The organism is Paenarthrobacter sp. PAE-2, from assembly GCF_026013155.1.
Lineage (GTDB): Bacteria > Actinomycetota > Actinomycetes > Actinomycetales > Micrococcaceae > Arthrobacter > Arthrobacter ureafaciens.
This window is the reverse complement of sequence record NZ_JAPDNV010000011.1, coordinates 73,033-95,284: the sequence shown is the minus strand read 5'-3', so window position 1 is coordinate 95,284 and position 22,252 is coordinate 73,033. Positions and strand designations below refer to the sequence as shown.

Genomic DNA, 22,252 nt, shown 5'->3' with positions numbered 1-22,252 from the left:
CCACTTCCATTCGTGGCTAGACTGGCCGGAAGCAGAGATCGTCGATTGCAGCACTGGAGGGGAAAATGTTCAGGCCGGATGCGCCCATCGAAGAAATCGAGCAGGACGTCGAGTCGATGATTGTTGAACTCGTGCATGAGCTGGGAAGTCTTGCAGAGGCAGATCCCAATCCCGTGGGCGCCGAAGAACGTGCCTATATCCAAGCCTTCTCCGATGCCCGGGCCAACAGCGACCGCAACCAAGCGGCCCTGTTGGCCACCGCCATCTCCCGCCCCAATCTGGCCGAATCACTTCTGTACTTGAACCGCAGGCTTGACCGTGAGGACCTTGCCCCGGACGAACCAGTAGGAATCATCGGGATCATCGTGCGGCTTGCCATGGACGGGCTCTGGGTCAGTGACATCCTCGATGACACACGCTTCAACCAACGGGAGCGCGAAAAGATTACGTCCCTTCTGACGGGCATGACCTACCTGACCGATGATCGCTTGAATGCTGTCCTGGCTGACATCGCCCCAGGCGGCGATGCCCCCGGGCAACCTAGATGATTCCGCCCCGTGCGCCAACGATCAGTTCCAGTGATCGCAGCACGGCAAACGGCACAATGCCGCTGGTACGCGGGTTTTGCGGCGATACCTGATTGCAGATTTCGAAGCGGTAGGTCCCGCTGTTCCCGGCGGCCTCGATCACGTGCGTGGTCAGCCGGGCAGCCGGGTCCACCCGCACGGACACATCCACGCCCCAGTCCGCTACGGCCAAAGCGACCGCCGCGGCCACATTGAGCGATTTCGGGAACAAGCGCGTGGCCTGGTCAGCAGGGCCTTGGTAGATTTCGAGCGGAACAGCGGTGTTCCGGATTCGATCGGCTTCCTTCTCATCCATCCATGGCTGCACCAGGGAAGCGGGCAGCTTGGTCGTCGTGATTTTGACGGCGTCATAACCCGTTGCCCGGGCTCCCGACGCCAACAGGTCCAAGCCACCGATGGAGCCGGGCGTCAGGAAGAGCCTGCCCGGACCGGCTGCGGACAAGCGGCCCGAAAGATCAGGGTCCGCCAGGGCTCCCAGCGATGTGGCCAGCAGATCGACACCCGCAGACAGCACAGTCTCGCCGTGTTCGGCAAGGGCTTCCTGGCCCGCGCATTCGACCATCACATCGCAACGGTCCAACGCCTCAGCCATGTCCAGGCGGGGCGCCGGAGCGTTTGGAACGGGACTGCGGCTGACGATGCCCTCCAGAGAGGCACCTGCGACTTTCCCTGCGGCAACATCCGCAGCCACCCGGGCCCCGATGGCCCCGTGTCCGATGATTCCGATTTTGCGGGCTACTGGCTTCATGCGTTTCCTTACTAGTGGGTTAGGTGGACATTCCCCCCCTAGGACCGCCTAGGCATTGGAAGGGATCTTGTCCTGGGAGGAAGCGTTGGGGTCATAGGCGACGATGGAGGCTTCGGCCTTCTTGAGCAAGAGGGCCAGTTGTTCAATCTCTTCGGCTGTGAGGCCGGAGAGCATGTTGCGCTGCGTTTCCAGATGCTTGGAAATCACCTCATCGATGAGCTTCTTGCCGTGCTCGGTGATCTGGGCGTAGACGACGCGGCGATCCTCTTTTGATCGAACGCGCTCGATGAGGTTCTGCTCCTCCATGCGGTCCAGGCGGAACGTGATCCCTCCCGTAGTCAGCATGGACGAACTTGCGAGCTCACCAGCGGTTTTGCGGTGGGGAGGCCCTGACCGGCGCAAATTTGCCAGGACGTCAAAGGACGCCAACGTGAGCCCATGCTCCTCGTAATTCGCGTCCTGCACGGCGCGCTGCCGGGCAACGAGGCTTTGCAGGCGGCCAAAAACTCCAATGGTCCTGGCATCGAGTTCGGGACGTTCGCGACGCCAGTCCTCGATGATCGCATCTACGGCATCCGGGTCGGTGGTTTGGGGCTCGGTGGTCATGTGCTCTCTCCTTAATTTCGTCTAAGCATCTTAACACTGAGCTTTCCAGTACTCCGGTGAAGCGCGCCCGTTCCCGCGAATGTCTTGCAGCGCTTTCCATTATATCTTAGTCTTGAGATAGTTAGAGCCGAGGAAGATCTACTTCCTGCAAGGCCCTTACGAAATCCGGCAATTCACCACCAGAGAGAGGTCCATCATGGGCGACGTTATCGCAAGCAAAATTCCGGAACTTGAGGAGCTGATTGACTCGTCCATCGCCTCCCGTGACAGTCGGGTAGTTGACTTCAATACGCTCAAGTTCCAGACCAAAATGGGTGAGAAGTTCCGTCGCGGCCAGGTCCGCTACATCGGTTCCGGGGCAACCGGTGACCACTCCAACGACAACAACATTCTCCAGGCAGAGCACTTCACCTTCTCCAACATGGTGCTGCCGGCCGGATGCGTTGGACCCGAACATACGCACCCGGACGTTGAAGAGGTGTTCTTCGTGCTCGAGGGGCAGGTGGAGTTCAGCGTGCACGACGTTGAAGACGGGAACAAGAAAGCTAGCCGCGTGCTCGGCTACCGCGATCTGATCCGCGTTCCGGCCGGTGTCCCCCGGAGTTTGCGGACCGTCAGCGATGACGACGCACTCATCTGCGTCATCATCGGCGCAAAGAAGCCGGAGATCCCCTTCTACCCGCCGACGTCGGAGATGTATGGCGTGACCCGTTAGCCCCCTGGGAGCCCGGGTACCGGCGATGGCCGGTACCCGGGTTTTTTCTTGCCGGAAAACTAATGCCCCGGGAAACGTCTGACACCGGGCGCCGGGCCAACAAAAGACCAAACGAAAAGAGCACAGGAAAGAGCCTGCAGCCCGGACCTGGTCGGGCTGCAGGCTCTTGCATACTGCCTCAATTGCGCGGCGGTTGAACCACGCAATCTACAGGCGCTACGCGGTTCCCTCTGCGAGAATGGCGGCCTGCTTCTGGGCATCGGCATCGTGGATGCGCCTGATCCTGGCCACGCCAAGGTCGTGCTGGTACAGGTGCTCATCCCTGTCGGCGTCGGCCGCCAGCGCCTCCAACAGTGCGCGGTCCTGTTCCAGGACCACCCAGTGCTTTTCCTCCAGTGTTGTCTTGTACATGAATCGCCAGACGTCCCGCTCCCAATCGGAGACGGTCCGGGTACGCCAGTGGAACACAGCGGAGGTATCCGCATCTATGGGAGTGGACATCCCGACGATGCCGAAGGAGCCGCCGGGACCGGCTGAATCGGCGTAAGGGATCTCCAGGTCCACGTAGTCCATGGCCTCGCGGCAGTACTCCACCCAGTCGAAGTTCTTGCCGCGCTGGTCCGTCTTCTCGAAGAAGAATCCGCGGTCCGTTTCGCGGATGCGGAAGCGGGCGCTCGTGTCTCCGCCAAACATTGAATGCGATTCACGGTGCAGGAACGCCCCGTGCATGGGATCCAGGACGTTGTCCATGTAGAACCGCCACGGGCTGTTCCACTCCGCGTAATTGGAGAACCAGGAAATATCGGGGTTGTCCAGGCGATCGGGCAACTTGAAGGGGGTAACCTCCGAGTCGGCGGTCAGTGGCATGAAAGCGAAGATCATGTCCGCGCCTTCCTCCACGGCCAGCGACGCAGTGACCGTTTTTCCCTCGAGCGCACAGCCGGGCATACCAGGAACCGAAACCACCGTTCCGTGTCCGTCCACCTGAACTCCGTGGTACTTGCATGCCACCCGGTCACCCAGGTGCTGGCCTACGGACAGGGGGGCGCTGCGGTGGGGGCAGCGATCCTCCAGCATCCGGATTTGTCCCCGGGCATCACGGAACAGCAGCCAATCCACGCCCAACCGCCGGACCTTGACCATATCCCCCTGGCCAACGAACCGGGATGGATAGATGGCGTACCAGCGGTCCCGCAGTCCTGTGGCGGCGAGTTCTGCGGCATCGAGCTGACGCCGGGTACCGACCACCGTTTTCGGCATGACCCTGCCGGCCCTTGCCCCGGTTGAAGTTGCAGTTGCAGTTGTCATTTCCTACTCTCCCAGTCGTCGCATTTCGGAACGGAATCGGGCTTCATCCCACGGCTGGCCGTCCGGGGCATTCAGCCCCAGGTTGTTCAACCCCGAAATGACCGCCGGAAGTTCGTGGCTGCCGCTGGCGAAAATTTCGGACAGGGCGCCCGCGAGCTTCAGCTCATAGGGGTTCGGCGGACCGACACGGGACTGGTTGGCATCAAGGTATTGCTCAGGCACGGGGTTCCTCCTGTAGTTGGGTGGGAAGTGTTTGCGAGACGGTGTGCAAGCCTTCAGCGATCTTCATGAACGACCTGCTCCACTCGTTGAACGAGGTGGATCGGCTTTGATGTGCCGGCACGGTGGCGTTGTCGATGATGACGAAGACACCGTTGCCAATGCCTCCTGCGATGCATTGGGCTATGGAAACATCGGCGTCGATGTCGGGTGCAGCGGCAATGACCAAGGACGGTGCGCGAACCTGCCGGAGCGCTGCCACGAAGCCGTCTGTGGACGTGTCCACCAGCGGGTCGCCAAGGATCATGCTCTTGACCTGTTCAGGATGCCGCGTGGCGAGGAGTATGGCACCGTAGGCGGCTGCTCCGTTGGCCAGGACATGCGCCGGGCCGGCCGTAGACTCCCGAAGAGCCAGAGAGGCCGCATGAACCCACGCGTCCAGTTGGCCAGGTGGTCCCCCGACGTCCAGGGCAAGACCCGTTTCAGGTTCCCAGGCACGGGCTCCCAACGTGTCCAGTTGATGCTCATCCCACTCCCCGGTCCCTGCGCCGCCGCGCAGACACACCACGTCATGCCGCGGTTCGGCCGCGTCGGGCCCAGGGCCGGCGTACGGGTCCGAATCAGTACTTGGGTTCATGTGCTCACCTGCTCTACTAGTGATCTGCGGTTGGAACGTGCACCGGAGGGACGAAGGCTCCGGGTGCAGGTTCCAAGGCGTTGACATCAATTTCGATGACCGCCGGCCCCCTGAGGGCCAGCGCCTCGGCCAAGGCCGGATCAAAGGTTCCCGGCCCGCCCACCCGCCGGAACGGCAGGTCCAATGACCGGGCCAACAAAGCAAAGTCCGGTGTATGCAGGTCGACTCCTGCCTCCGCGAAACCGTTGGCCCTCTGCATGTTGCGCAGCACCCCGTAGCCGGCGTCGTTGAAGACCAACACCACGCACCAGGCGCCGGAGCCGGCCAGGGAGGCAAGCTCGCCCAGGTGAACGGCGAGCCCGCCGTCCCCGGCAATGACTACGGTGGGAACTTCCGGGCGGGCGCACGCCGCCCCTATGCCCATGGCGAGTCCTTGGCCTATGCCGCCCCCGAGGGGAAAGATGTTGGTTTCGCGTGAGTACATTTCCAGCAGGCGGTTACCCCACTGGCTGGAGGGGATGGTGACGTCGCGGGCCACGACGGATCTGCGGTCCAGGCGTTCCCGGAGGCTGTGGCAGATCTCCGCGTAACCGCCAATGTAGGTGGTCAGCGCAGCGCGTACCTCGCGGCGTACGTCGTTAACCTTTTGCGTCCACCCGGAGTCGGGTGAATGGCTCGGCAACTGCTGGACGAGCGCATCCAGAATGGCGCGGGAGTCGCCCACCAGGGAGACGGTGGCCGGGTATACCCGTCCGACGGCGTCAGGGTTCAGGTCCAGCTGGATGTGGGTGGAGGGAATCTTCAATGAGTAATGCTGCGTCTCGTTGGAACGGAAATGCGTTCCAATACTGAGCAACAGGTCGGATTCCTCGAGGAGCCGGGTGCCGGCCGGAGTGGTCGCGAAGTTCCCGATGACAAGGTCGTCATCCTCCGGAACGACGCCCCGCCCGGAATTGCTGGTGAGCAGTCCCGCGCCAAGCCCGTGCAGCAGGGCAGCAAGTTCCTTACCGGCTCCGGCCGCTCCTCCCCCGGCCCAGATCAGGGGTCGCTTCGCACCTGCCAGGAGGCGGGCGGCTTCCGCGACGGCCAGGGTGTCGTACGCGGCGGCGGGCTTCACCCGGGCATCGACGGGGCGCTGATCGTCCGGATGAGCCAGGTACTGAAGGTCCGTAGGCCACTCGATGCTGGCCGGTGTGTGCGGGGCGGAAAGGAGGTGCGCGATCGCCTCCTCGAGGTCAGCCTCAGCATCCTTGCCGTTGAAGATGGTCCGGGCATACCCGGAGACGGCGTGGAGCATCTGGAGCTGGCGTGGTACCTCGTGGATCACTCCGCGGTTGCTGCCCATGAATTCGCTGTCGATCTGGCCGGTAATGTGCAGGACGCGGCTTCCCGCGGTGAGCGCCTCCACCATGGAACCAGCGGCGTTGCCGGCTCCCGTGCCCGTGCTGGTCAGGGCAACGCCGAACTTGCCGGACGCGCGGGCGTACCCGTCAGCGGCGTTGACGACCGCGGCCTCATGACGCATGGCGACGAAGTTCAGTTCCCTGTCCACAGCTTCAACGAGGGGCAGGTTGTGAATGCTGATAACGCCGAAAACGGTGTCGATGCCGTGGCGACGCAGCACACGGACCAGGACATCGCCTCCTGTTGGCCCCCTCGGGACGGTTGCTTCTTGTGTCAGTGACATTTCCGGTTCTCTTTCGTGGTGAACTTCCGTGGGCCGATGGGTTTCCGTTGCGGTGCGGGCTCTGGTTTCCCTGCGCCCTGCCTAGACATAGCGCCCAACGCCACCGCCGACGTCGATGGTCGCCCCAGTGGTGTAGCCGCTGTTGGGCGAGAGGAGACAGACAATATGGAACGCAACCTCCTCCGCTGTGCCGAAACGGCCCAGCTTGATGCCGCGGTCCCCGGCGATTTCCGCACTCCAGGCCTCGTAGTCGAGGTCGGTGCCGGCATTTTCGAAGCGTCGGCGCCACTGTCCCGTGTCCACCAGTCCCAGCAGGACCGAGTTCACGCGCGTGCCGTCCGTTGCCAGGTCTTCGGCAAGGGAATGGGTCAGGTTCAACAGCGCGGCGCGGGCGGCGGAGGTAGCGGCCAGGCGCAGCTCGGGCTGCCGGGCAAGAATGGCGTTGACGTTGACCACGGAGCCCTGGGCGGAGGCACTCAAGGCGATCCTGGCCGACCGCACCATGTTGAGGACGCCGAAGATCTTCAGCTCGAACTCATCGCGCAGTTGCTGGTCCGTGGTCTCCTGGAGTGTGGCCATGAGGGATCGTCCGGCGTTGCAGACCAGCCCGTCTATGGCGCCGAACCGATCCAGCGTTCCGGCGATGAAGGCGTTGGTGGCTTCCTGGTCCGTGACGTCGCACGAGGCAAGGTGGATGGAGTCTTTGTCCGCCCAGGAAAACTCGTCGAACGCCGCGGTCAGCCGGCCGAGGTCACGGGCACAGGCGGCAACCCGCGCACCTTCACTGAGCAAGTAGCGTGCGGTGGCAAGGCCGACGCCGGAACTCGCCCCGGTGACCACCACCGTGCGGTCCTTCAGTTGCAGGTCCATGTGTGGGACTCCTTGTCTAATGGCCGGCATAGTGTGCATTGGCCGGTTTTGTTGTGGCCGTGGTTGAGCTCATCAGTGGCCCATCACGAAGCCGCCATCCACCACGATGGTCTGGCCGGTGATGAACCCTGCGGCGTCGGAGAGCAGGAATTGGACCACTCCCGATACATCGTTGGGTTGTTGGTCCCTGGGCAGCACCCGGTTGTCTTCATAGAGCCGGTAGCGGGAGGCGGGCACTGATTCGGTGGCTTCCACCCGGGTCAACCCCGGGGCCACCGCGTTGACGCGGACACCCGATGGCCCTGCGTCGCGGGCCATGGACCGGGTCATGGCGAGCACGGCCCCTTTTGATCCGACGTAGTGGACCAGCCGTGGGCTTCCGTAGAGCGCTGCGTCCGAGGCGATGTTCACGATCGCGCCCGCCGGGGACTGGGCAAGCTGGGGGAAGAGGTGCTTGCTGACCAGCCAGGTCCCGTAGGCATTGACGGTCATCACCCTTTGGAAGAAGCCTTCCTCCAGCTCCCAGAAAGTATCGCCGCCGACGCCGTCGGCCAGTGCCGCGTTGTTGACCAGCGCATCCGCGCCGCCCAGCTGCCGGACCGCCGTCGCCAGGGCCTCCACCGAGGCCTTGTCAGCAATGTCGGTGACCACCGCCGTGACATCCAGGCCGCGTTCATGCAGTGTTGCGGCGGCCCGCTCCGCGAGGTCCGCGTTCTTCTCCGCGATGACTATCCGGTCTCCGGCACGTGCCAGTCGTTCGGCAATGTCGAAGCCCAGGCCACGCCCGGATCCCGTCACTACCACCAGGCGCGTCATTGGATGCCGTCCCAGAAAGCGAGGATGGCCGCCGACATCTCAAGGGGCTTCTCCTGCACTGCAGCGTGGCCCGCATTGGGGATAATGCACAGTTCGGCGCCTGGAATGTTTTCGGCGAGAATCCTCGATTCGGGCACGCCGGTGATCACATCATCCTGTCCGGCCAGCACGAGCGCCGGAACCCGCAACCCGGGCAGCAGTTCCGTCGTATCGCACTGCGCCATCATGGTGGCCGCTGACGCGAACCCGGACAAGCGGACGGAGGCCATATCCGCCCGGACAGCTTCGGCCACCCAGGCGGGGGCGGATGGAGAGACCAGCTTCGAGGCGCGCCGGGCTGCAATACTTTCAGGCCCGACGGCGGCCAGTTCAGGAACGCGGGCCAGCATGCGTTGCGCTGTGTCGTGCGTGGTTCCAGAACCCCGCGTACTGTCGGCCAGGACAATGGACCGCACTGCCTCCGGCGCCCTCGCGGCAACCGTGGTGGCAATGACCCCGCCCCACGATGTGCCAAAGAGGTGCGCCGGCCCAACGCCGAGGGTGGCCAGGATGTCCAGTACCACCGAAGGATGATCCAGGCCGTCGGTTGGAGCAGCGGACTCTCCGTAACCGGGCGCATCCCAGCAGAAGGTCTGGTAGCCGTGGGCACTGAGGAGCTGGGCCAGCGCACCACAGGACGACGCGGCTCCCCCGATGCCGTGCATCAGGAAGACGGGAATCCCTTCCCCGCGAACTACGAGGGAGACTCCGTGAACGGACTTTCGGCGCTCGGCAACAACGGGAATCGAAGCGGCGGTGGGCGCCGGCAACGAGCCGCTACGCATGGGCTTTTTCAGTGGCAGGGGCCTTAGCCGGGGAGAAATAGTCCTCACGGCCGGGGACCACCAGGGACCGGTAACCGCTGTCCGGAACGCCCGCCATGGCGCTTCGCACCGCGGTAGTCGGCGGCCCTGCAGTGCCCCATTGGTCGGACAGTTCGGGCGTTCGCTCCCACGTACGGCAGAGCCAGCTGTCCTCATCCACCTGGGCAACTTCGGAGGTGTATTCGCAAACCAGTCCCGCGGGGTCCGTGAAGTAGGAGAACGTATTGTCGCCGGGACCGTGCCGGCCCGGACCCCACTGCGGGGCAATGTTGTGCTGTTTCAGGTTGCCGATGCCGCGCATGAAGTGGTCAATGCTCTGCATCTCATAAGCTACGTGGTTGACCGACGTCCAAGGCGCCTGGTTGAAAGCGATTGCGTGGTGCTCGCTGTTGCACCGGAGGAAGGCCATCTGGTGCTCGGACCAGTCGGAAATCCGCATCCCCAGCACTTGGGTGTAGAACGCGGTGGCGCGGTCGATGTCCACGGTGTTAAGGACCACGTGGGCGATCTTGCGTGGAAGGGCGCGCCGGCCGGCCGGCTCCTGGCTGACCACTGCATGGACGTTCGCGGAAAGTTCCACGAGCCTGCCTTCCGGATCCACCAGGTGCAAGCCATATCCACCGGCAGCATCATCCAGGGGTCCGGGCTCACGGAAAAGCGGTATTCCCAGGGCAACGAGCTTGGTCGCCGCGGAATCGACGTCCTGCGGCGTGGCCAGGGCGAAGGAGACCCCGCCCAGGGCATTCTGCTCACCCGTTTCCAGCCTCAGGATGTGGTGTTCGGATCCGGTACCGCGGAGCCAGAATTTGTCTGTGTCCTCTTCTACCGTGGAGAGACCCCAGACTTGGTCATAGAAGTCCTTGGCCGGCCTGGTATCGGGTACTTTCAAGGACACAGAACGCAGCGAACGAAGATTGCAGACAGGCTCGCTTGAGAAAAAGTTCATGGGAATCAGCCTTCAGTCGGGGGTGTTCGTACTAGAGATCCAAAATCAGTTCCCGGGACCGGCAACGCGAGACGCAGATGAACATCGTCTTGTTCTCTGCCTGTTCAGCCGGGGAGAGCAGGAAGTCGCGGTGCTCGACGTCGCCGGCTACGACGCCGGTCTCACAGGTTCCGCAGATGCCCTCCGCACATGAACTGGGCACGAAGATGCCGGCGTCGTTCAGGGCGTCCAGGACTGAGATGTCAGGCCCAACGGCCACACGCTGGCTCGACCGTTGGCAGATGACGTCAAAGCTTGTGGCCTCGGTTTCCGGACCGGACACGACCTCCGGCGCCTTGAACCGCTCTATCCTCAATTGCGAATCGTCCGCCATGGCGCCGGCCACTGCCTGCATCAACGATTCAGGGCCGCAGGCATAAACCAATGCTTCAGGGGGAAGGGCACCAACCGCTTTGGGGAGATCCGCGTAGGCTCCCCCGGCTTCGTCCATGGCGTGGATGCTGATCCGGTGTGCGGGGAAGCCGGAGATTTCCGGGAGGAATGCCATGGTGGACCGGGACCGTCCCGTATACAGGAGGGACCAGTCAGCGCCTGCTGCTTCCAGGCGCCTCGCCATGGAAATGATCGGGGTGATGCCAATGCCTCCGGCCACCAACGCATACCGCTGCGCCTGCTCGAGCTCAAAGTTGTTGCGGGGACCTTCGACTGTGAGGAGCGTGCCCACTGGCAGTTCGTCATGGATCAGCCTGCTGCCACCGCGGGAATCGGTGGTCCGCAGCACTGCCACGGTCCAGGCGGAGGAATCGTTGGGGTCCGAGCACAGGGAGTATTCGCGCGTCAGCCCGTTGGGCAAGTGGAGGCTCAGGTGGGAGCCCGGAAGCCACTGCGGGAGTTCCGCCCCCTGGGGATCAACAAAGGTGATGCTGACAACTCCGTCCGCCTCCCACCGTTTCTGCTGCACCCTCAGCGTCAGTGCTTTGGGTTCCGCGGCGATGATCGCGGCCTGGTCTACTGTGCCAGCACCCGACGTCGGAACGTCTGCGGTGTCCTCGGGGATGGTTGTCCCACGGTTCTGTATGTCCACGCTCATGGTCCTCAACTCCTCCGATGCGCGATTGCTTCGATCTCCACCGACGCGCCGTAGGGCAGGGCTGCAACTTCAACGAACGAGCGCGCCGGGCGGGGAATCTCGAACAGCAGCTCGTAGTGCAGGTTTGCTTCGTCCCGCAGCGTTACGTCGGTGACGAAATAGGTGGTCTTGACGACGTCCTCCAAGGACATGCCGACTGATTCCAATCGTTCGGCCAGCCTCGCGCCTGCTGCGACGAGCGCCTCCGAGCGGCCCGGTACGGCTGTACCGCTCTCATCCACCGACAAGGCGCCGGAGACGAAGCCGAATCCGCCGGCCACGAAGGCCGGACTGTAGGGGTGAGCATTCATTGTTCTACCTTTCGGAAGCTGGTGATGCGGGCCGGCTCGCTTACTGGCCGGCCCATGGGATGGGTGCACCCGAGAGGTCCATATAGATGCTCTTCTGGCGCATGTAGGAACGAATGCCGTCGCGGCCCTTTTCGGTGCCCAGACCGCTTTCCTTAAGCCCGCTGAAGGGGGTCGAGATGCTGAATTGCTTATAGGTGTTGATCCACACGGTGCCGGCGGCAATGGCCCGCGCCAACCGCCAGGCCCGGCGGTAGTCGGCAGTCCAGATGCCACAGGCCAAGCCAAAGACGCTGTCGTTCGCCTGGGCGATGAGGTCCGCTTCGTCGTCGAATGGCAGGATGACGGCCACGGGGCCAAAGATTTCCTCCTGGCAGATGGCGTCCGAGTTGCTGACACCGGCAAGGATGGTGGGCTCATAGAACGCCCCGCCCTGCAACCTGGACTCCGTGGGGACAGCGCCTCCGCACAAAACCTGCGCACCGGCCGCCTTCGCTGCTTCGACCATGCCCGCAACGGTGTCGCGGTGTGCGAAGGCCACCAGGGGCCCGACCTGCGTGGACGGGTCTGTGCCCGGTCCGATCCGCAAGGCTTTTGCCCCTTTCACGAGCCTGTCCACCACATCGTCGTACACGGCGCGCTGGATGAAGACACGCGAGCCGGCGATGCAGCTCTGACCGCTTGAGGAGAAGATGCCGTAAAGCACTCCGGCCACAGCCTGGTCCACGTCGGCATCGGCGAAAATAACCGTGGGTGATTTTCCACCCAGTTCCAACGTGATGGGCATGATCTTTTCGGCCGCAATGTGGGCGAGTTGACGCCCTGTGGACGTGCCGCCCGTGAAGGAGATTTTTCCAACATCCGGGTGTTTGGCGATGGCGTCGCCAACTACCCGGCCAGGGCCCGGCAGGACCGACAGCAAACCGGCAGGAAGACCGGCCTGCTCACAAAGGCGGGCCAGCAGCAGCGAGACCCAGGGGGCCCACACCGGCGGCTTCACCACGACGGCGTTTCCTGCCGCGAGTGCCGGAGCCACCTTTTGCGCGTCACTGGCTATGGGCGAGTTCCACGGCGTGATGGCCCCCACCACCCCGATCGGCTCATAGGTGGACATGCTGAGGTAGTTGCCCCGCGGCGGCGTCAGGGCATCTTCCATGGTCTCCAAGGCAGCTGCCGTGAAACGGAAGGTTGCCGCCGCGCTCATGGCCAATGCCTTCGTTTCAACGAGGGTTTTCCCCGTATCCAGTGTCTGCAGTTCGGCGATCCTGTCAGCGTTGGCTTCGATCGCGGAGCTGATGCGGTGCAGGACTGCGGCGCGTTCGTGCGGGAGCCTCTTTGCCCACCCCGACGCTTTGACAGCGTCCAGGCCGGCGGCCACTGCGGCGTCCACATCGGCCGCCGTTGCTGCGTGGAGGGTGGCAAAAACTTCTGCCGTAGCGGGATTAACCGACTCGATCAGCGCACCACTGCCCCGGGTCCACACTCCGCCAACAAAGATCTCGTCCCGCGTATCAGGTCCGTTGCGAAGACCGGCCGTGCCGGGTGCCCGGGTTTCTTCCCGAGCGGACCGGGAGGGGTTCTCTGTAAGGCTGTCCGTACTCATCTTCGGGTTCCGTCCATTTGTGTGTATTGCCCACGGAGGGGTTTCAAGCGGGATGCCGCGAGCGGCTTTGCGCAAGTTACGTGAACTGCGTCATAGAAAAAGAATATCAGTCCTAAGATACTTTATGTCAAGATATTTTCGTTCTGATTGTTGCGCAGCGGCGGGAGCTGAAGTTCCTGCCCCACGCTGCAGGTAGAGGACGACGACGGCTGGCCGTCCGGGCTCGGCGCGAGAGCTGCGCGCTCCCCCGAACCCTTATGGATGGGGTCGGAAGTGAACGCCAAGGGCAGGCCGGAGGCTTGGTGCCGGGCCGCAATGACCTCCGCCATGATGGAGACTGCCGTTTCTTCCGGAGTGGAAGCCGAAAGGTCCAAGCCGATCGGCGAGCGGAGCCGCGCCAGCGACCGCTCCGTGTGGCCCAATGCCAGGAGCCTGCCCCTGCGGTCATTGGCAGTCCGGCGCGAACCCATCGCCCCGATGTACGCAAAACCTTCCCGAAGCGCCGCATCGAGGACCGGAACATCGAATTTCGCATCGTGCGTCAGGACGCAGATAGCGGCATCGGGCCCCAGCCGTCCCAGTGCGATTTCCTTTTGTAAGTAGCGCCCCGGTTGATCCACCACGACCTCGTGGGCTGACGGCAGTCGCTCGGGCGTGGCGAAAACGGCCCGGGCATCGCACACCGTGACGTGAAAGCCAAGAAAAGCGCCTAACCGGGCCAGGGAAGCGGAGAAGTCAACCGCCCCGAAAATCACCAGCCGGCGCGCAGGGCGGAACACCTCGATCAGCAAGGACAGGCGTTCGTCGCCGCCGGTAAAAGCAGGAAGAGTGACCGACGTCGATCTTCCGGAGGCTATGGCCTCCTGAACGGCGCTGTCTGCGGCCTGAACAACATCCCGCGCCAAGCCTGCACCGGCAAACAGCTGTGTGATGGCAGAACCCTGATGGACCAGCCAGGAGCGACCCAGCAGTCCAGGTGCGCCCTCAAAAATGGTGACCATGGCGCACGGTGAATTCTGCTCCAACGCCTTCTGCAAGGACGCAAAATGTGGGCAGGTGGCACGCTCGAATGCTTGCACGAAAATATCCACGCTGCCGCCGCACGTGAGGCCGATACTGAACCCGTCGTCGTCGGACATGCCAAAATGAAGCAGCTCCGGGACCCCGGTAGCGAGCACTGTGGCAGCCTGTTCGATCACGCTGGCCTCAATGCAGCCACCCGACACCGAGCCGATCGGCGACCCCTCGCCGGTGACCAGCATGGACGTACCGACTGCGCGTGGCGCTGATCCCTCGGTTCGGACCACCGTGGCCATCGCGACGCGCCGTCCGTCGGAAAACGCCCCGTTGAGCGCTTCCATCACTTCACGCATCGGCCTCGACCCTGCCTTGACGCGATTGCGCAGCCCGGATGCCGTTGTAGACCCGTTCCGGCGTCATGGGCAGCGACGTGAGCTGCGCCCCGGTGGCGTCGGCAATTGCCTGGGCAATCGCAGGAGCGATAGGCAGCATGCCCCCCTCGCCCATGCCCTTGGCTCCGAAGGGTCCAGCGCCATGGCCCTGTTCCTGGGTGATGGAGAAGAAGCGCTGCGGGATGTCCTCGGCCAACGGGACGCGGTAGAGGAGTGCTTCACCATTCAGCAGCTGGCCGTCGTCGTCATACCGCAGTTCCTCAAAGAGTGCCTGCGCGAGTCCGAAGACCGCTGCGCCTTCGTCTTGGCCCCGGCAACCAAGCTTGTTCACCACCTTGCCGGCGTCGCCACTGACGACCAGCTGCAGGACTTCCACCCGCCCGGTTTCGGGATCCACCTCAACTTCGGCAGCTGCCCAGCCGATCTCCCAAAACATGCACGGCGCCTCCAGCGGGGCGCGGCTGGAATTACGTACCTTGAAGTATCCGTCCCCGGTGAACTCGTAGCCTGTCCCGCCGAACCTGTCCATGATCAACGGCGGAAGATCATGCGTGGCACCGTCGGCATCAATGATGTGCCAGTCCTGAAGGCGGATCGATTCGCGATCCAACCGCAGCTGCTCGGCCGCTACGTCCAGCACTGAGCACTTCACGCGTTCAGCAGCCTGCAGGACCGCGTGACCCATGACGGCGATGCCCGATGAGGCATTGGTTCCCTGGTCGAAGGGGGTGTTATCGGTGTCGATGGCCGCATATTTAACCCGCTTCGGATCGCACGCCAGAGTCTCCGCCACAATCTGGCACAGCGCCGAATGGCCGCCCTGGCCCATTTCCACCAGGCCACAATTGAGGAAGACATCGCCGTTGGTGGCCACTTTGACCCGGGCCTGGGCGGGCTTGTTGACGCCGCCACCGTCCTTGATTCCTATGGCGACACCCATGCCACGGTTGGGTAAGCGGCTCCGGTCGCGATAGCCGATGGCGTCCGCTACGAGGTTCAAACCGTGCCTCAGGTCCGAATCGATGGGCGTTTCGCCCGGGACGAATTCCTCGCCCAGGCCCTTGGCATTCTTCAGCCGCAGTTCCAGGGGGTCGAATCCCAGCCGCTCAGCGATCAAGTCCACCTGGCGTTCACTGGCCCAGGTGGCCTGGGTCGCGCCGAAACCACGGTATGCGCCTGCCGGCACTGTATTGGTGATGACCGCCTGGCACACCGAATCGATCCGCTTCCAGCGGTAGGCCCCCGGCATCCGGTAACCGGCTTTTTCTGCCACCAACGGACTTGCATCCGCATAGGCACCGCCGTTGAGCAACACCCTGGACTGGCGGGCCACGAACTCCCCATCAGCCTTGAGTCCCGACTTAACCGTGAGGATTGCATCATGCTGGCTCAAGGTCAGGAAGACTTCCTCGGTGCTCATGCAGTAGCGCACGGGTTGGCCGCCGGACAACTGCGACAGGCGGACGGCGATAGCCTCGGTTTTTGGGCCGTTCTTGGCCCCGAAGCCTCCGCCCAGCAATGGGACGTTCACCCGGACATCGTTCTCCGGCACGCCAAAGACCCGCGCCAGCTCCCTCCGCATGGGGAACGGGCTCTGGGTGGAGGTCCATACCTCGATCTGCCCCGAGGTCGCTTCGGCCACGGTGACAAAGGGTTCCAGGTGCAGATGGTTCATCCGGGAGAACGTAAACGTGTCTTCAAAAACGTAGTCGCACTCTGCCCAGACGCCCTCGTCCCCCGTTTCGTAGCGGAACTCGTAACTCACGTTGTGCGCGGTATGTGGCGCACCGAAGGCGCCGTCCCCGTACGTTGGGGAGACGGCGAATGGCTGCTCCGGGAAAATGGCAGGTGCCGCGGCGTCCGTTGCTTCCTTGGCACCAAAAACAGCCGGCAACTGCTGGTACTCCACCTGAATCAAATCCAGGGCCGCGATGGCTGTGCGTTCATCCACGGCAGCAACTGCCGCAACGACGTCGCCAACGTAGCGGACCGAGTCCGTAGCGACGATGGGCTGGTCCTTGACGTAGGTACCGTAGGACTTCAAACCACCGATCTCCTCACGCGTGAGGACCGCAGTGACTCCGGCCAGCGCGCGGGCCGCCGAAGCATCGATGCCCAGGATCCGGGCATGTGCATGCGGGCTTCTGAGGACCTTGGCATGGAGCATTCCGGCCTTCTTGATGTCCACCGTGTAAAGTGCGCGTCCGGTGACCTTGGCGGTGCTGTCCAGGCGCGGGCGGTCGCGTCCCGCGATCGGCTCCCCTGCCTTGCCGGGAGTGGCTGTCCCGTTCATTCCGACGCCCGTTCCTGCTGCTCCGCGGCGGAGAGCTCTGCGGCACGTTCCACGGATTCCAGGATCATTTCGTATCCCGTGCACCTGCAGGTATTCGAACTGATCCATTCCCGGATCCGGTCCCGGTCCGGTTGTGGATCCTGCCGCAGCAGGCCAGTGGTCAGCATCAGCATGCCCGACGTACAGAACCCGCACTGGAAGCCGCCGCATTCCCTGAATGCCTGCTGCTGGGCACTCAACGTCCCATCCCGGCGGGCCAGGCCCTCCACCGTTTCAACCCGGGCACCCTCGACGTCGAAGGCAAACGTGGAACAGGCGGCTACCGGAAGGTCATTCACCAGGACAGTGCAGGCACCACAGACACTGCGCTCGCACGAGGCACGAACCCCTTGCTTCCCGCAGGCGTTGCGCAACACGTCCAGGACGGTCGCGCTGGTAGGAACACGATGCCTCTCGGGGCTTCCGTTCAGTTCGAATTCGAGATCGTGGGTAACGGGGTCGTGGCCGGGCACCGGCGATTCAAGGCTCATGGCTGGCTTCCTTTCCTTTGGTTTCCGGTTGCTTGGACGAGAAGACGGCGGCAAAGCACAGACGCCAGGTGCCGGCGGTAACTGATGGATCCGGCGTAGTCGGCCGCCTCCTCCGGGAGCTGCGCTGCGAGAATCTCTGCGACAGAGGCAGGGTCGAGGTCAGCTATTGCAGTTCCACCGGCGGGATGGGAGAGGTCGGCGTGGGAGGGGACGGTGTGGGTGAGGACATAGGGCCGCCTGTATTCGCTCCCGCAGACGGCGGTTACCGTAACGTCGCCACTGGCGTTGCTTCGCACGGCCATGGCCACTGTGCTGACCGGGCGCATGGTGCGTTCGTATCCGAACCACAGCAGGGATGCGGTGTCCACGCTGACGGCTGTCATGACACCAGGGCTCCTGCGCTCCCCCTCCCAGAGCTCCGCAACCGGGAGGGTTGCAAGGTCTCCGCCCTGAAAGTGCATGCGAGCCTGGAGGGCGGACAAAATGACCGGCATTTCATAGCGATACCGACGCGCAAGGAGGTTGCCTCCCAGGGTGCCGCGGTAACGGATCCGAACTGTTGCAATCGATCCCCAGGCCGCAGCCAGGGCCGGGAGGGAAGACACGATTTCCGGACTCCTGCTGCCTTCGTAGTGGCTGACCAAGGAACCGATCCGCAGAGTTCCGGCGTCGTTCGAGACAGCCCGCAGTTCCTTGATTCCCTGCAGGGAAATCAGCACCTGTGGCTCCAATCCTTCGCGGATTTGGGCCATGAGGTCCGAGCAGCCCGCCGCGATCACAGCGTGTGGGTGCTGCCGGACCAGTGCCTCAGCTTCTCCCAGTGAAGCAGGCCGATGCAGAACAAACGGTGGGAGGGCGGACTGGCTCTGGGCTATCAGGCCCGCCCCTAATTTCTGGCCTCGCATTGGTCAGCCTTCTTTCACTCTCGCCATGTAGGCGCTTTCCACGGACCTACCGCCGTGGTTGATTCCTGGTTTCGCAAACAACCGTCCCGGGTGGCCCGTTCGGGCCACCCGGAGCGGGCAGTTTCACTAGGCCGGGCGGTCGCCCTTCAGCGTGACCCGGTGCATCAGCCTGTAGTGCGGGTGGTAGTCGCCCACTGCGTAATGCTGGGTGGAACGGTTGTCCCAGATCACCAGGGAGTTGGGCTCCCACCGGAACCGGACCTGGTACTCGGGGGTCCGGGCGAGGTCCGTGAGCATGTTCCGCAGCGAGTCGCCCAGCTGCGTGGAAATACCCGTGAGGCGGGTGGTGAACAACGCGTTGACGTACACGAGCTTGCGGCCCGTTTCCGGATGCTTGCGCACCACGGGGTGGGTCATGGGCGGGTATTTGCGTCGCGTTTCCTCATAGCGTGCCTCGCCATCCGGGCCTTGCCGGACGACGCCGGTCAGTTCCTTTTCCCAGTCGTGCACTCCTTCAAGCCCGTCGATGACGTTCTTCACGTTCTCCGGCAGGGCGTCATAAGCCGCGGTCATACTTGCCCAGAGGGTGTCGCCGCCGCACGGGGGAATTTCCTGCGCATGGAGGCAGGTGGCGGAGTTCGGCGTAGCCTGCCACGTCAGGTCGGAGTGCCACACGTCTGTTCCAGCAGCCCGGCCCCGGGACTCCAACACCTCAATGTGCGGATAGCCCGGAAGCGATGGGAAGAATGCGCTGACTTCCTGGGGATCGCCGAAGACCTTGGCGAACTCAATCTGGTCGTCCGGGGTAATTTGCTGGTCACGGAGAAACAGCACTTGGTATTCAAGGAATGCTTCCCGGAGTTCCCGCCGGCACTCAGGAGTGATGCCCTCACGCAGGTCCAGCCCGTGGATGTAGGCTCCGATAGTCGGTGTCGCACGTTCCACAGTGAATGTCTTGAACTCTTGATCGTTGCCGCTCATGGTCGTTCCTTCCTTTTGTTTGGTCTGTTGCATTGAGCCCGTGTCCGTCAACGCTGACCGATCAGACGGGCTGCTTTTGTTGGGAAATCCTTTGGTGTCGACTCATTCCGAATAGGTGGGGGCAGCAAACTCCTGCACATTGCCGTCGCTGCCCTTCCCGGCCCGCAAGGCCTTGTTTCGGATGACGCGCCCCAGCGCCAACGCACAGGTGATCGAAACCGCTCCGGCGACGAAGACGTAAATGGAGGTGGAGACCGACGCTTTCGTCGCAGCAAACAAGGCACCGGCAATAAGGGGTGCAATGGCGCTGCCGAGGAGGTTGCCAAGCGTGGTTGCCAGGGACAACCCGCTGTAACGGACCTTGGCGTCAAAGGCCGTGGAGAAGTACGCAGGCGACAATGCCCACGGGATGTACACCGCGATGGTTGCGGCGAAGTAGCAAACGGCGATCAAGCCGTACGAGCCGCCGTCGAGGGCGAAGTAGAGCGGAAAGGCCACCACCACGATGAGTACAAGGCCCCACAGGTAAACCCGCTGTGCGCCGTATTTGTCCGCCATGGCACCTGCTGCCGGATTGACGAAGAAACCAACGGCCGAGGTGATGATCACCAGCACCAGCATGGAGGTCGAATCGAACTCCTCTGACTTACCGGCGTAGACGAAGTTGTATACGGTGATGAGGTAGAAGAAGATGCCCGGCACCAGGCTTGCGCCGGCTACAAGGAACACCTGCTTCGGGTGGGTTCGAAGTACTTCGATGACGGGCATGCGCACAACGCTGTGGTTAGCCTTGACTCGATCGAACTCCGGGCTTTCTGCCACCTTTACGCGGATGACCAGGCCGGTGATGACCAACACGGCACTCAGCATGAACGGAACCCGCCAGCCCCAGGCCATAAAGGCTTCCGGCGACATGGATTCCAGCGGAATGTACAAGGTCATGGCCAGGATGAGTCCCACAGCCACGCCTGCTTGCGGCCAGCTTCCAAAGAAAGCGCGCCGGCCCTGCGGGGAGTGCTCGGTAGCCATCAGCACGGCCCCGCCCCACTCTCCGCCGAGCGCAAACCCTTGGCAAAGCCGCAGGATCACCAGCAAGACGGGGGCAAACACACCTATGACGTCATAGGTCGGCAACAACCCGATGGCGACCGTGGCTATGCCCATGATCAGGATGGTGAGGACCATCATCGGCTTTCGGCCCGCCCTGTCACCGAAGTGGCCGAAGACGATGGCTCCTACGGGGCGGGCGACGAAGCCGGCGGCGAAGGTCGAGAACGCAAGCAGCGTGCCGGTTGTGGGGTCGAAGCCCGGGAAGAAGAGCTGGTTGAAAACAAGCACCGCCGCGGTGCTGTAGATAAAGAAGTCGTACCACTCGATGGTTGTGCCGATGAGGCTCGCGATGGCGACCTTTCTCGGAGAGCTGCCGCCCGATGGTTGTGGGACCACTGCACTCATATTGTGCCTCCAGGTAATTTTGCAAACAGTCGGCCCCGCTTTGCGTGGGCCCTGGTGATCAGGGCAGCCAAGGCACCTGTCTGAGAATGAGATCTGAAGTGATGCAAATTACTTCAGTGTTGATTATCTTATTGCTGAGATGTCTTGTGCGCAAGATCTCATTTTGGCAGTGGTGGAGCCCCCCGAGGGGCTTCCGGCGTGGTGCGGACTGGAACTGTTTGCTGTGGGCTAGTCCCTTCGGCAGATGCTCATGACGTGGCGCCTTGATCGGCAGCGGGCACCATGATTCCCCACGCGAGGTCCTCAAGGATGTCCTGAATGCCGCGGATGTCCCGCAGGAACGGCGTACGAACGACGCTGCTGATGACATGCAAAGCTGCTTTCACGCGGACTCTGACTACTTCTTGATCCGTACCCGGGTATGCGTCCTGGACCAATGAGGCGACGTCGGCGACATAGTCGTTCTGCGCCTCCAAAAGGTTCTGCAGGTCCCGTTCGGGAACGTGCTGGCGCTCGGAGACGGCCAGTTGCAGGAATTCCGGGCAGGACAGCGAGAAGGAAATGTGCGACGACAGGATGCGCTGGAGCGCCGCGGATGAATCCGCGGCTTCAGAGAGGGCGCGCGACAAGTCCATCCAACGGACTTCCGTGGCCCGGTAAAGCGCGGCAGCGAGCATTTCTGCCTTATTGCTGAAGTGACGGTAGATGCCGGGGCCGGCTATCCCGACGTCGGCGCCGATATCGTCAAGGCTGACCGCATCAAAACCGGACGTAGCGAACTGCCGGATTGCGGCAGCCAACAGAGCCTCGCGGCGGCTGCGCGGCACGGAGAGTGCCGCACCGGCTCGATGGTCCGATTCCTTGATCGGCGGCAATGGCATGTCGATCACAGTGCGGGCAAGCGTGGCGAGGTGGGTTTCTTCGTCCGCTTTCGAGAGCCGGTTCGGATGCCACGACACACTGACCATCACAGCGAACATCGCCCACGCCCGCAGATCGGCTTCTGCTGCGGGAAGCGCAGCAGTGCCGGACTGGAGCTTGCTGCTGATGGCGTACTTAGCGCCGCTGGCTATATCGAAGCGGACCGCAGGCGGCAGGTGGCGGGATTCCCGCTCCCACAGCACACCGTTCCCGCGATGCTCCAAAAGCGCCCGGCCGAGTGACAAGACCAACTGGTCAAGATCGCCGTCGGGCGCCTGGATGACGCTCTCCACAACAGGCTGGAGGTTCTCCGCCACGGCCTCCCGGAGCAGTTCGCCTTTGCCGGGGAAATGCCGGTACAGGGCCGACGGCTGCACAGAGACCGCCTTGGCCACATCGGTCATGCTGACTTGCGGATACCCCCGTTGCGCGAAGAGGTCCGCCGCCGCAGCGAGTATGAGGGCTCGGCGGTTGCGGGGCCGTGTACCGCGTTCCGGGGCTGTGGACGCTTTCTCCATATCTCAAGATTAATCAGATTCACTTATTGCGCAATAGCCCGCCGCGTGCCAAAGTTGAAGAACAAGCCACAGGAACTCGTCCGCATCCATGGATGCGAGTGAGTAAGCGGGCTTACTGCACATCGCCGCAGCGGGACCACCAGCTCTTCCCCGCAGCGCGAGCAGCACGGAAAGAACCTCGAAGGCCGAGGCAGA

General features: G+C 63.1%; 22 protein-coding genes. 2 read left to right on the top strand and 20 right to left on the bottom strand.

Annotated features, from left to right (window positions below):
• Window positions 1–65 precede the first annotated feature (65 nt).
• Window positions 66–548 carry a TetR family transcriptional regulator gene (locus tag OCL88_RS09445; protein WP_264962332.1) on the top strand — a complete coding sequence of 161 codons (483 nt, stop codon included), beginning with the start codon at window positions 66–68 and terminating at the stop codon, window positions 546–548.
• On the opposite strand, the gene OCL88_RS09440 is transcribed toward OCL88_RS09445, so the two are convergent.
• Window positions 541–1,335 (bottom strand): aspartate dehydrogenase domain-containing protein, encoded by a 795-nt coding sequence (locus OCL88_RS09440; protein ID WP_264962331.1) that lies wholly within the window; start codon window positions 1,333–1,335, stop codon window positions 541–543. The two genes, OCL88_RS09445 and OCL88_RS09440, sit on opposite strands and share 8 nt — an antisense overlap.
• Window positions 1,336–1,383: 48 nt before the next feature.
• Window positions 1,384–1,941 carry a MarR family winged helix-turn-helix transcriptional regulator gene (locus OCL88_RS09435; protein WP_264962330.1) on the bottom strand — a complete coding sequence of 186 codons (558 nt, stop codon included), beginning with the start codon at window positions 1,939–1,941 and terminating at the stop codon, window positions 1,384–1,386.
• Window positions 1,942–2,137: 196 nt separating this feature from the next.
• On the opposite strand from OCL88_RS09435, the gene OCL88_RS09430 reads away from it, so the two are divergent.
• Entirely contained in the window at window positions 2,138–2,656 is a 519-nt protein-coding gene (locus tag OCL88_RS09430) for a cupin domain-containing protein (RefSeq protein ID WP_062096783.1), read from the top strand.
• Window positions 2,657–2,872: 216 nt separating this feature from the next.
• Here OCL88_RS09430 and OCL88_RS09425 read toward each other — a convergent pair whose 3' ends face one another.
• From OCL88_RS09425 to OCL88_RS09340, 18 genes are all read right to left on the bottom strand, one after another.
• Window positions 2,873–3,964 carry a Rieske 2Fe-2S domain-containing protein gene (locus OCL88_RS09425; protein ID WP_264962329.1) on the bottom strand — a complete coding sequence of 364 codons (1,092 nt, stop codon included), beginning with the start codon at window positions 3,962–3,964 and terminating at the stop codon, window positions 2,873–2,875.
• A gap of 3 nt (window positions 3,965–3,967) precedes the next feature.
• Window positions 3,968–4,186, bottom strand: coding sequence for a recombinase-like helix-turn-helix domain-containing protein (locus tag OCL88_RS09420; protein WP_021472218.1), 219 nt, complete (start codon window positions 4,184–4,186; stop codon window positions 3,968–3,970).
• Window positions 4,179–4,820, bottom strand: a complete 642-nt coding sequence (locus tag OCL88_RS09415; RefSeq protein ID WP_264962328.1) for an alpha/beta fold hydrolase — start codon at window positions 4,818–4,820, stop codon at window positions 4,179–4,181. The genes OCL88_RS09420 and OCL88_RS09415 overlap by 8 nt, the downstream gene beginning before the upstream one ends.
• Before the next feature lie 16 nt (window positions 4,821–4,836).
• Window positions 4,837–6,507, bottom strand: a complete 1,671-nt coding sequence (locus OCL88_RS09410; RefSeq protein ID WP_264962327.1) for a thiamine pyrophosphate-binding protein — start codon at window positions 6,505–6,507, stop codon at window positions 4,837–4,839.
• 81 nt (window positions 6,508–6,588) lie between these two features.
• Window positions 6,589–7,377: an SDR family oxidoreductase gene (locus tag OCL88_RS09405; protein WP_264962326.1), complete on the bottom strand. Its 789-nt coding sequence runs from the start codon at window positions 7,375–7,377 to the stop codon at window positions 6,589–6,591.
• A gap of 72 nt (window positions 7,378–7,449) precedes the next feature.
• Window positions 7,450–8,193, bottom strand: coding sequence for an SDR family oxidoreductase (locus OCL88_RS09400; protein WP_021472214.1), 744 nt, complete (start codon window positions 8,191–8,193; stop codon window positions 7,450–7,452).
• Window positions 8,190–9,017 (bottom strand): alpha/beta fold hydrolase, encoded by an 828-nt coding sequence (locus tag OCL88_RS09395; RefSeq protein ID WP_166188026.1) that lies wholly within the window; start codon window positions 9,015–9,017, stop codon window positions 8,190–8,192. The genes OCL88_RS09400 and OCL88_RS09395 overlap by 4 nt, the downstream gene beginning before the upstream one ends.
• Window positions 9,010–10,002: a VOC family protein gene (locus OCL88_RS09390; protein WP_264962325.1), complete on the bottom strand. Its 993-nt coding sequence runs from the start codon at window positions 10,000–10,002 to the stop codon at window positions 9,010–9,012. The genes OCL88_RS09395 and OCL88_RS09390 overlap by 8 nt, the downstream gene beginning before the upstream one ends.
• 31 nt (window positions 10,003–10,033) lie before the next feature.
• Window positions 10,034–11,092, bottom strand: coding sequence for a PDR/VanB family oxidoreductase (locus OCL88_RS09385; RefSeq protein WP_264962324.1), 1,059 nt, complete (start codon window positions 11,090–11,092; stop codon window positions 10,034–10,036).
• A 5-nt stretch (window positions 11,093–11,097) separates the two neighbouring features.
• Window positions 11,098–11,442 (bottom strand): RidA family protein, encoded by a 345-nt coding sequence (locus OCL88_RS09380; protein ID WP_166188017.1) that lies wholly within the window; start codon window positions 11,440–11,442, stop codon window positions 11,098–11,100.
• Between the two features lie 40 nt (window positions 11,443–11,482).
• On the bottom strand, window positions 11,483–13,042 hold the full coding sequence (locus OCL88_RS09375) for an aldehyde dehydrogenase (RefSeq protein WP_264962323.1): 1,560 nt from the start codon (window positions 13,040–13,042) through the stop codon (window positions 11,483–11,485).
• 122 nt (window positions 13,043–13,164) lie between these two features.
• The gene (locus OCL88_RS09370; protein ID WP_264962322.1) at window positions 13,165–14,415 is read right to left on the bottom strand and encodes an XdhC family protein; all 1,251 of its coding nucleotides are present in this window, start codon (window positions 14,413–14,415) and stop codon (window positions 13,165–13,167) included.
• Window positions 14,408–16,747 carry a xanthine dehydrogenase family protein molybdopterin-binding subunit gene (locus OCL88_RS09365; protein WP_264962321.1) on the bottom strand — a complete coding sequence of 780 codons (2,340 nt, stop codon included), beginning with the start codon at window positions 16,745–16,747 and terminating at the stop codon, window positions 14,408–14,410. Before OCL88_RS09365 ends, OCL88_RS09370 begins: the two co-directional genes overlap by 8 nt.
• Window positions 16,744–17,277, bottom strand: a complete 534-nt coding sequence (locus tag OCL88_RS09360; RefSeq protein WP_166188009.1) for a (2Fe-2S)-binding protein — start codon at window positions 17,275–17,277, stop codon at window positions 16,744–16,746. Before OCL88_RS09360 ends, OCL88_RS09365 begins: the two co-directional genes overlap by 4 nt.
• Window positions 17,274–18,182 (bottom strand): FAD binding domain-containing protein, encoded by a 909-nt coding sequence (locus tag OCL88_RS09355; protein WP_264962320.1) that lies wholly within the window; start codon window positions 18,180–18,182, stop codon window positions 17,274–17,276. Before OCL88_RS09355 ends, OCL88_RS09360 begins: the two co-directional genes overlap by 4 nt.
• Window positions 18,183–18,308: 126 nt before the next feature.
• A complete protein-coding gene (locus OCL88_RS09350; RefSeq protein WP_062096780.1) occupies window positions 18,309–19,163 on the bottom strand; it encodes a TauD/TfdA dioxygenase family protein in 855 nt (284 codons plus the stop codon).
• A 102-nt stretch (window positions 19,164–19,265) separates the two neighbouring features.
• Window positions 19,266–20,618, bottom strand: coding sequence for an MFS transporter (locus tag OCL88_RS09345; protein ID WP_264962319.1), 1,353 nt, complete (start codon window positions 20,616–20,618; stop codon window positions 19,266–19,268).
• 248 nt (window positions 20,619–20,866) lie between these two features.
• A complete protein-coding gene (locus OCL88_RS09340; protein WP_264962318.1) occupies window positions 20,867–22,057 on the bottom strand; it encodes a TetR/AcrR family transcriptional regulator in 1,191 nt (396 codons plus the stop codon).
• Window positions 22,058–22,252: the final 195 nt, after the last annotated feature.

Excerpts from the sequence above, each read along its gene's own strand:
- OCL88_RS09400 (WP_021472214.1), bottom strand. The coding sequence starts at position 8,193 with ATGACGCGCCTGGTGGTAGTGACGGGATCCGGGCGTGGCCTGGGCTTC.
- OCL88_RS09380 (WP_166188017.1), bottom strand. The coding sequence starts at position 11,442 with ATGAATGCTCACCCCTACAGTCCGGCCTTCGTGGCCGGCGGATTCGGC.
- OCL88_RS09350 (WP_062096780.1), bottom strand. The coding sequence starts at position 19,163 with ATGAGCGGCAACGATCAAGAGTTCAAGACATTCACTGTGGAACGTGCG.
- OCL88_RS09415 (WP_264962328.1), bottom strand. The coding sequence starts at position 4,820 with ATGAACCCAAGTACTGATTCGGACCCGTACGCCGGCCCTGGGCCCGAC.
- OCL88_RS09410 (WP_264962327.1), bottom strand. The coding sequence starts at position 6,507 with ATGTCACTGACACAAGAAGCAACCGTCCCGAGGGGGCCAACAGGAGGC.
- OCL88_RS09345 (WP_264962319.1), bottom strand. The coding sequence starts at position 20,618 with ATGAGTGCAGTGGTCCCACAACCATCGGGCGGCAGCTCTCCGAGAAAG.
- OCL88_RS09370 (WP_264962322.1), bottom strand. The coding sequence starts at position 14,415 with ATGCGTGAAGTGATGGAAGCGCTCAACGGGGCGTTTTCCGACGGACGG.
- OCL88_RS09365 (WP_264962321.1), bottom strand. The coding sequence starts at position 16,747 with ATGAACGGGACAGCCACTCCCGGCAAGGCAGGGGAGCCGATCGCGGGA.
- OCL88_RS09445 (WP_264962332.1), top strand. The coding sequence starts at position 66 with ATGTTCAGGCCGGATGCGCCCATCGAAGAAATCGAGCAGGACGTCGAG.
- OCL88_RS09440 (WP_264962331.1), bottom strand. The coding sequence starts at position 1,335 with ATGAAGCCAGTAGCCCGCAAAATCGGAATCATCGGACACGGGGCCATC.
- OCL88_RS09355 (WP_264962320.1), bottom strand. The coding sequence starts at position 18,182 with ATGCGAGGCCAGAAATTAGGGGCGGGCCTGATAGCCCAGAGCCAGTCC.
- OCL88_RS09430 (WP_062096783.1), top strand. The coding sequence starts at position 2,138 with ATGGGCGACGTTATCGCAAGCAAAATTCCGGAACTTGAGGAGCTGATT.
- OCL88_RS09435 (WP_264962330.1), bottom strand. The coding sequence starts at position 1,941 with ATGACCACCGAGCCCCAAACCACCGACCCGGATGCCGTAGATGCGATC.
- OCL88_RS09425 (WP_264962329.1), bottom strand. The coding sequence starts at position 3,964 with ATGACAACTGCAACTGCAACTTCAACCGGGGCAAGGGCCGGCAGGGTC.
- OCL88_RS09385 (WP_264962324.1), bottom strand. The coding sequence starts at position 11,092 with ATGAGCGTGGACATACAGAACCGTGGGACAACCATCCCCGAGGACACC.
- OCL88_RS09390 (WP_264962325.1), bottom strand. The coding sequence starts at position 10,002 with ATGAACTTTTTCTCAAGCGAGCCTGTCTGCAATCTTCGTTCGCTGCGT.
- OCL88_RS09340 (WP_264962318.1), bottom strand. The coding sequence starts at position 22,057 with ATGGAGAAAGCGTCCACAGCCCCGGAACGCGGTACACGGCCCCGCAAC.
- OCL88_RS09360 (WP_166188009.1), bottom strand. The coding sequence starts at position 17,277 with ATGAGCCTTGAATCGCCGGTGCCCGGCCACGACCCCGTTACCCACGAT.
- OCL88_RS09405 (WP_264962326.1), bottom strand. The coding sequence starts at position 7,377 with ATGGACCTGCAACTGAAGGACCGCACGGTGGTGGTCACCGGGGCGAGT.
- OCL88_RS09375 (WP_264962323.1), bottom strand. The coding sequence starts at position 13,042 with ATGAGTACGGACAGCCTTACAGAGAACCCCTCCCGGTCCGCTCGGGAA.
- OCL88_RS09395 (WP_166188026.1), bottom strand. The coding sequence starts at position 9,017 with ATGCGTAGCGGCTCGTTGCCGGCGCCCACCGCCGCTTCGATTCCCGTT.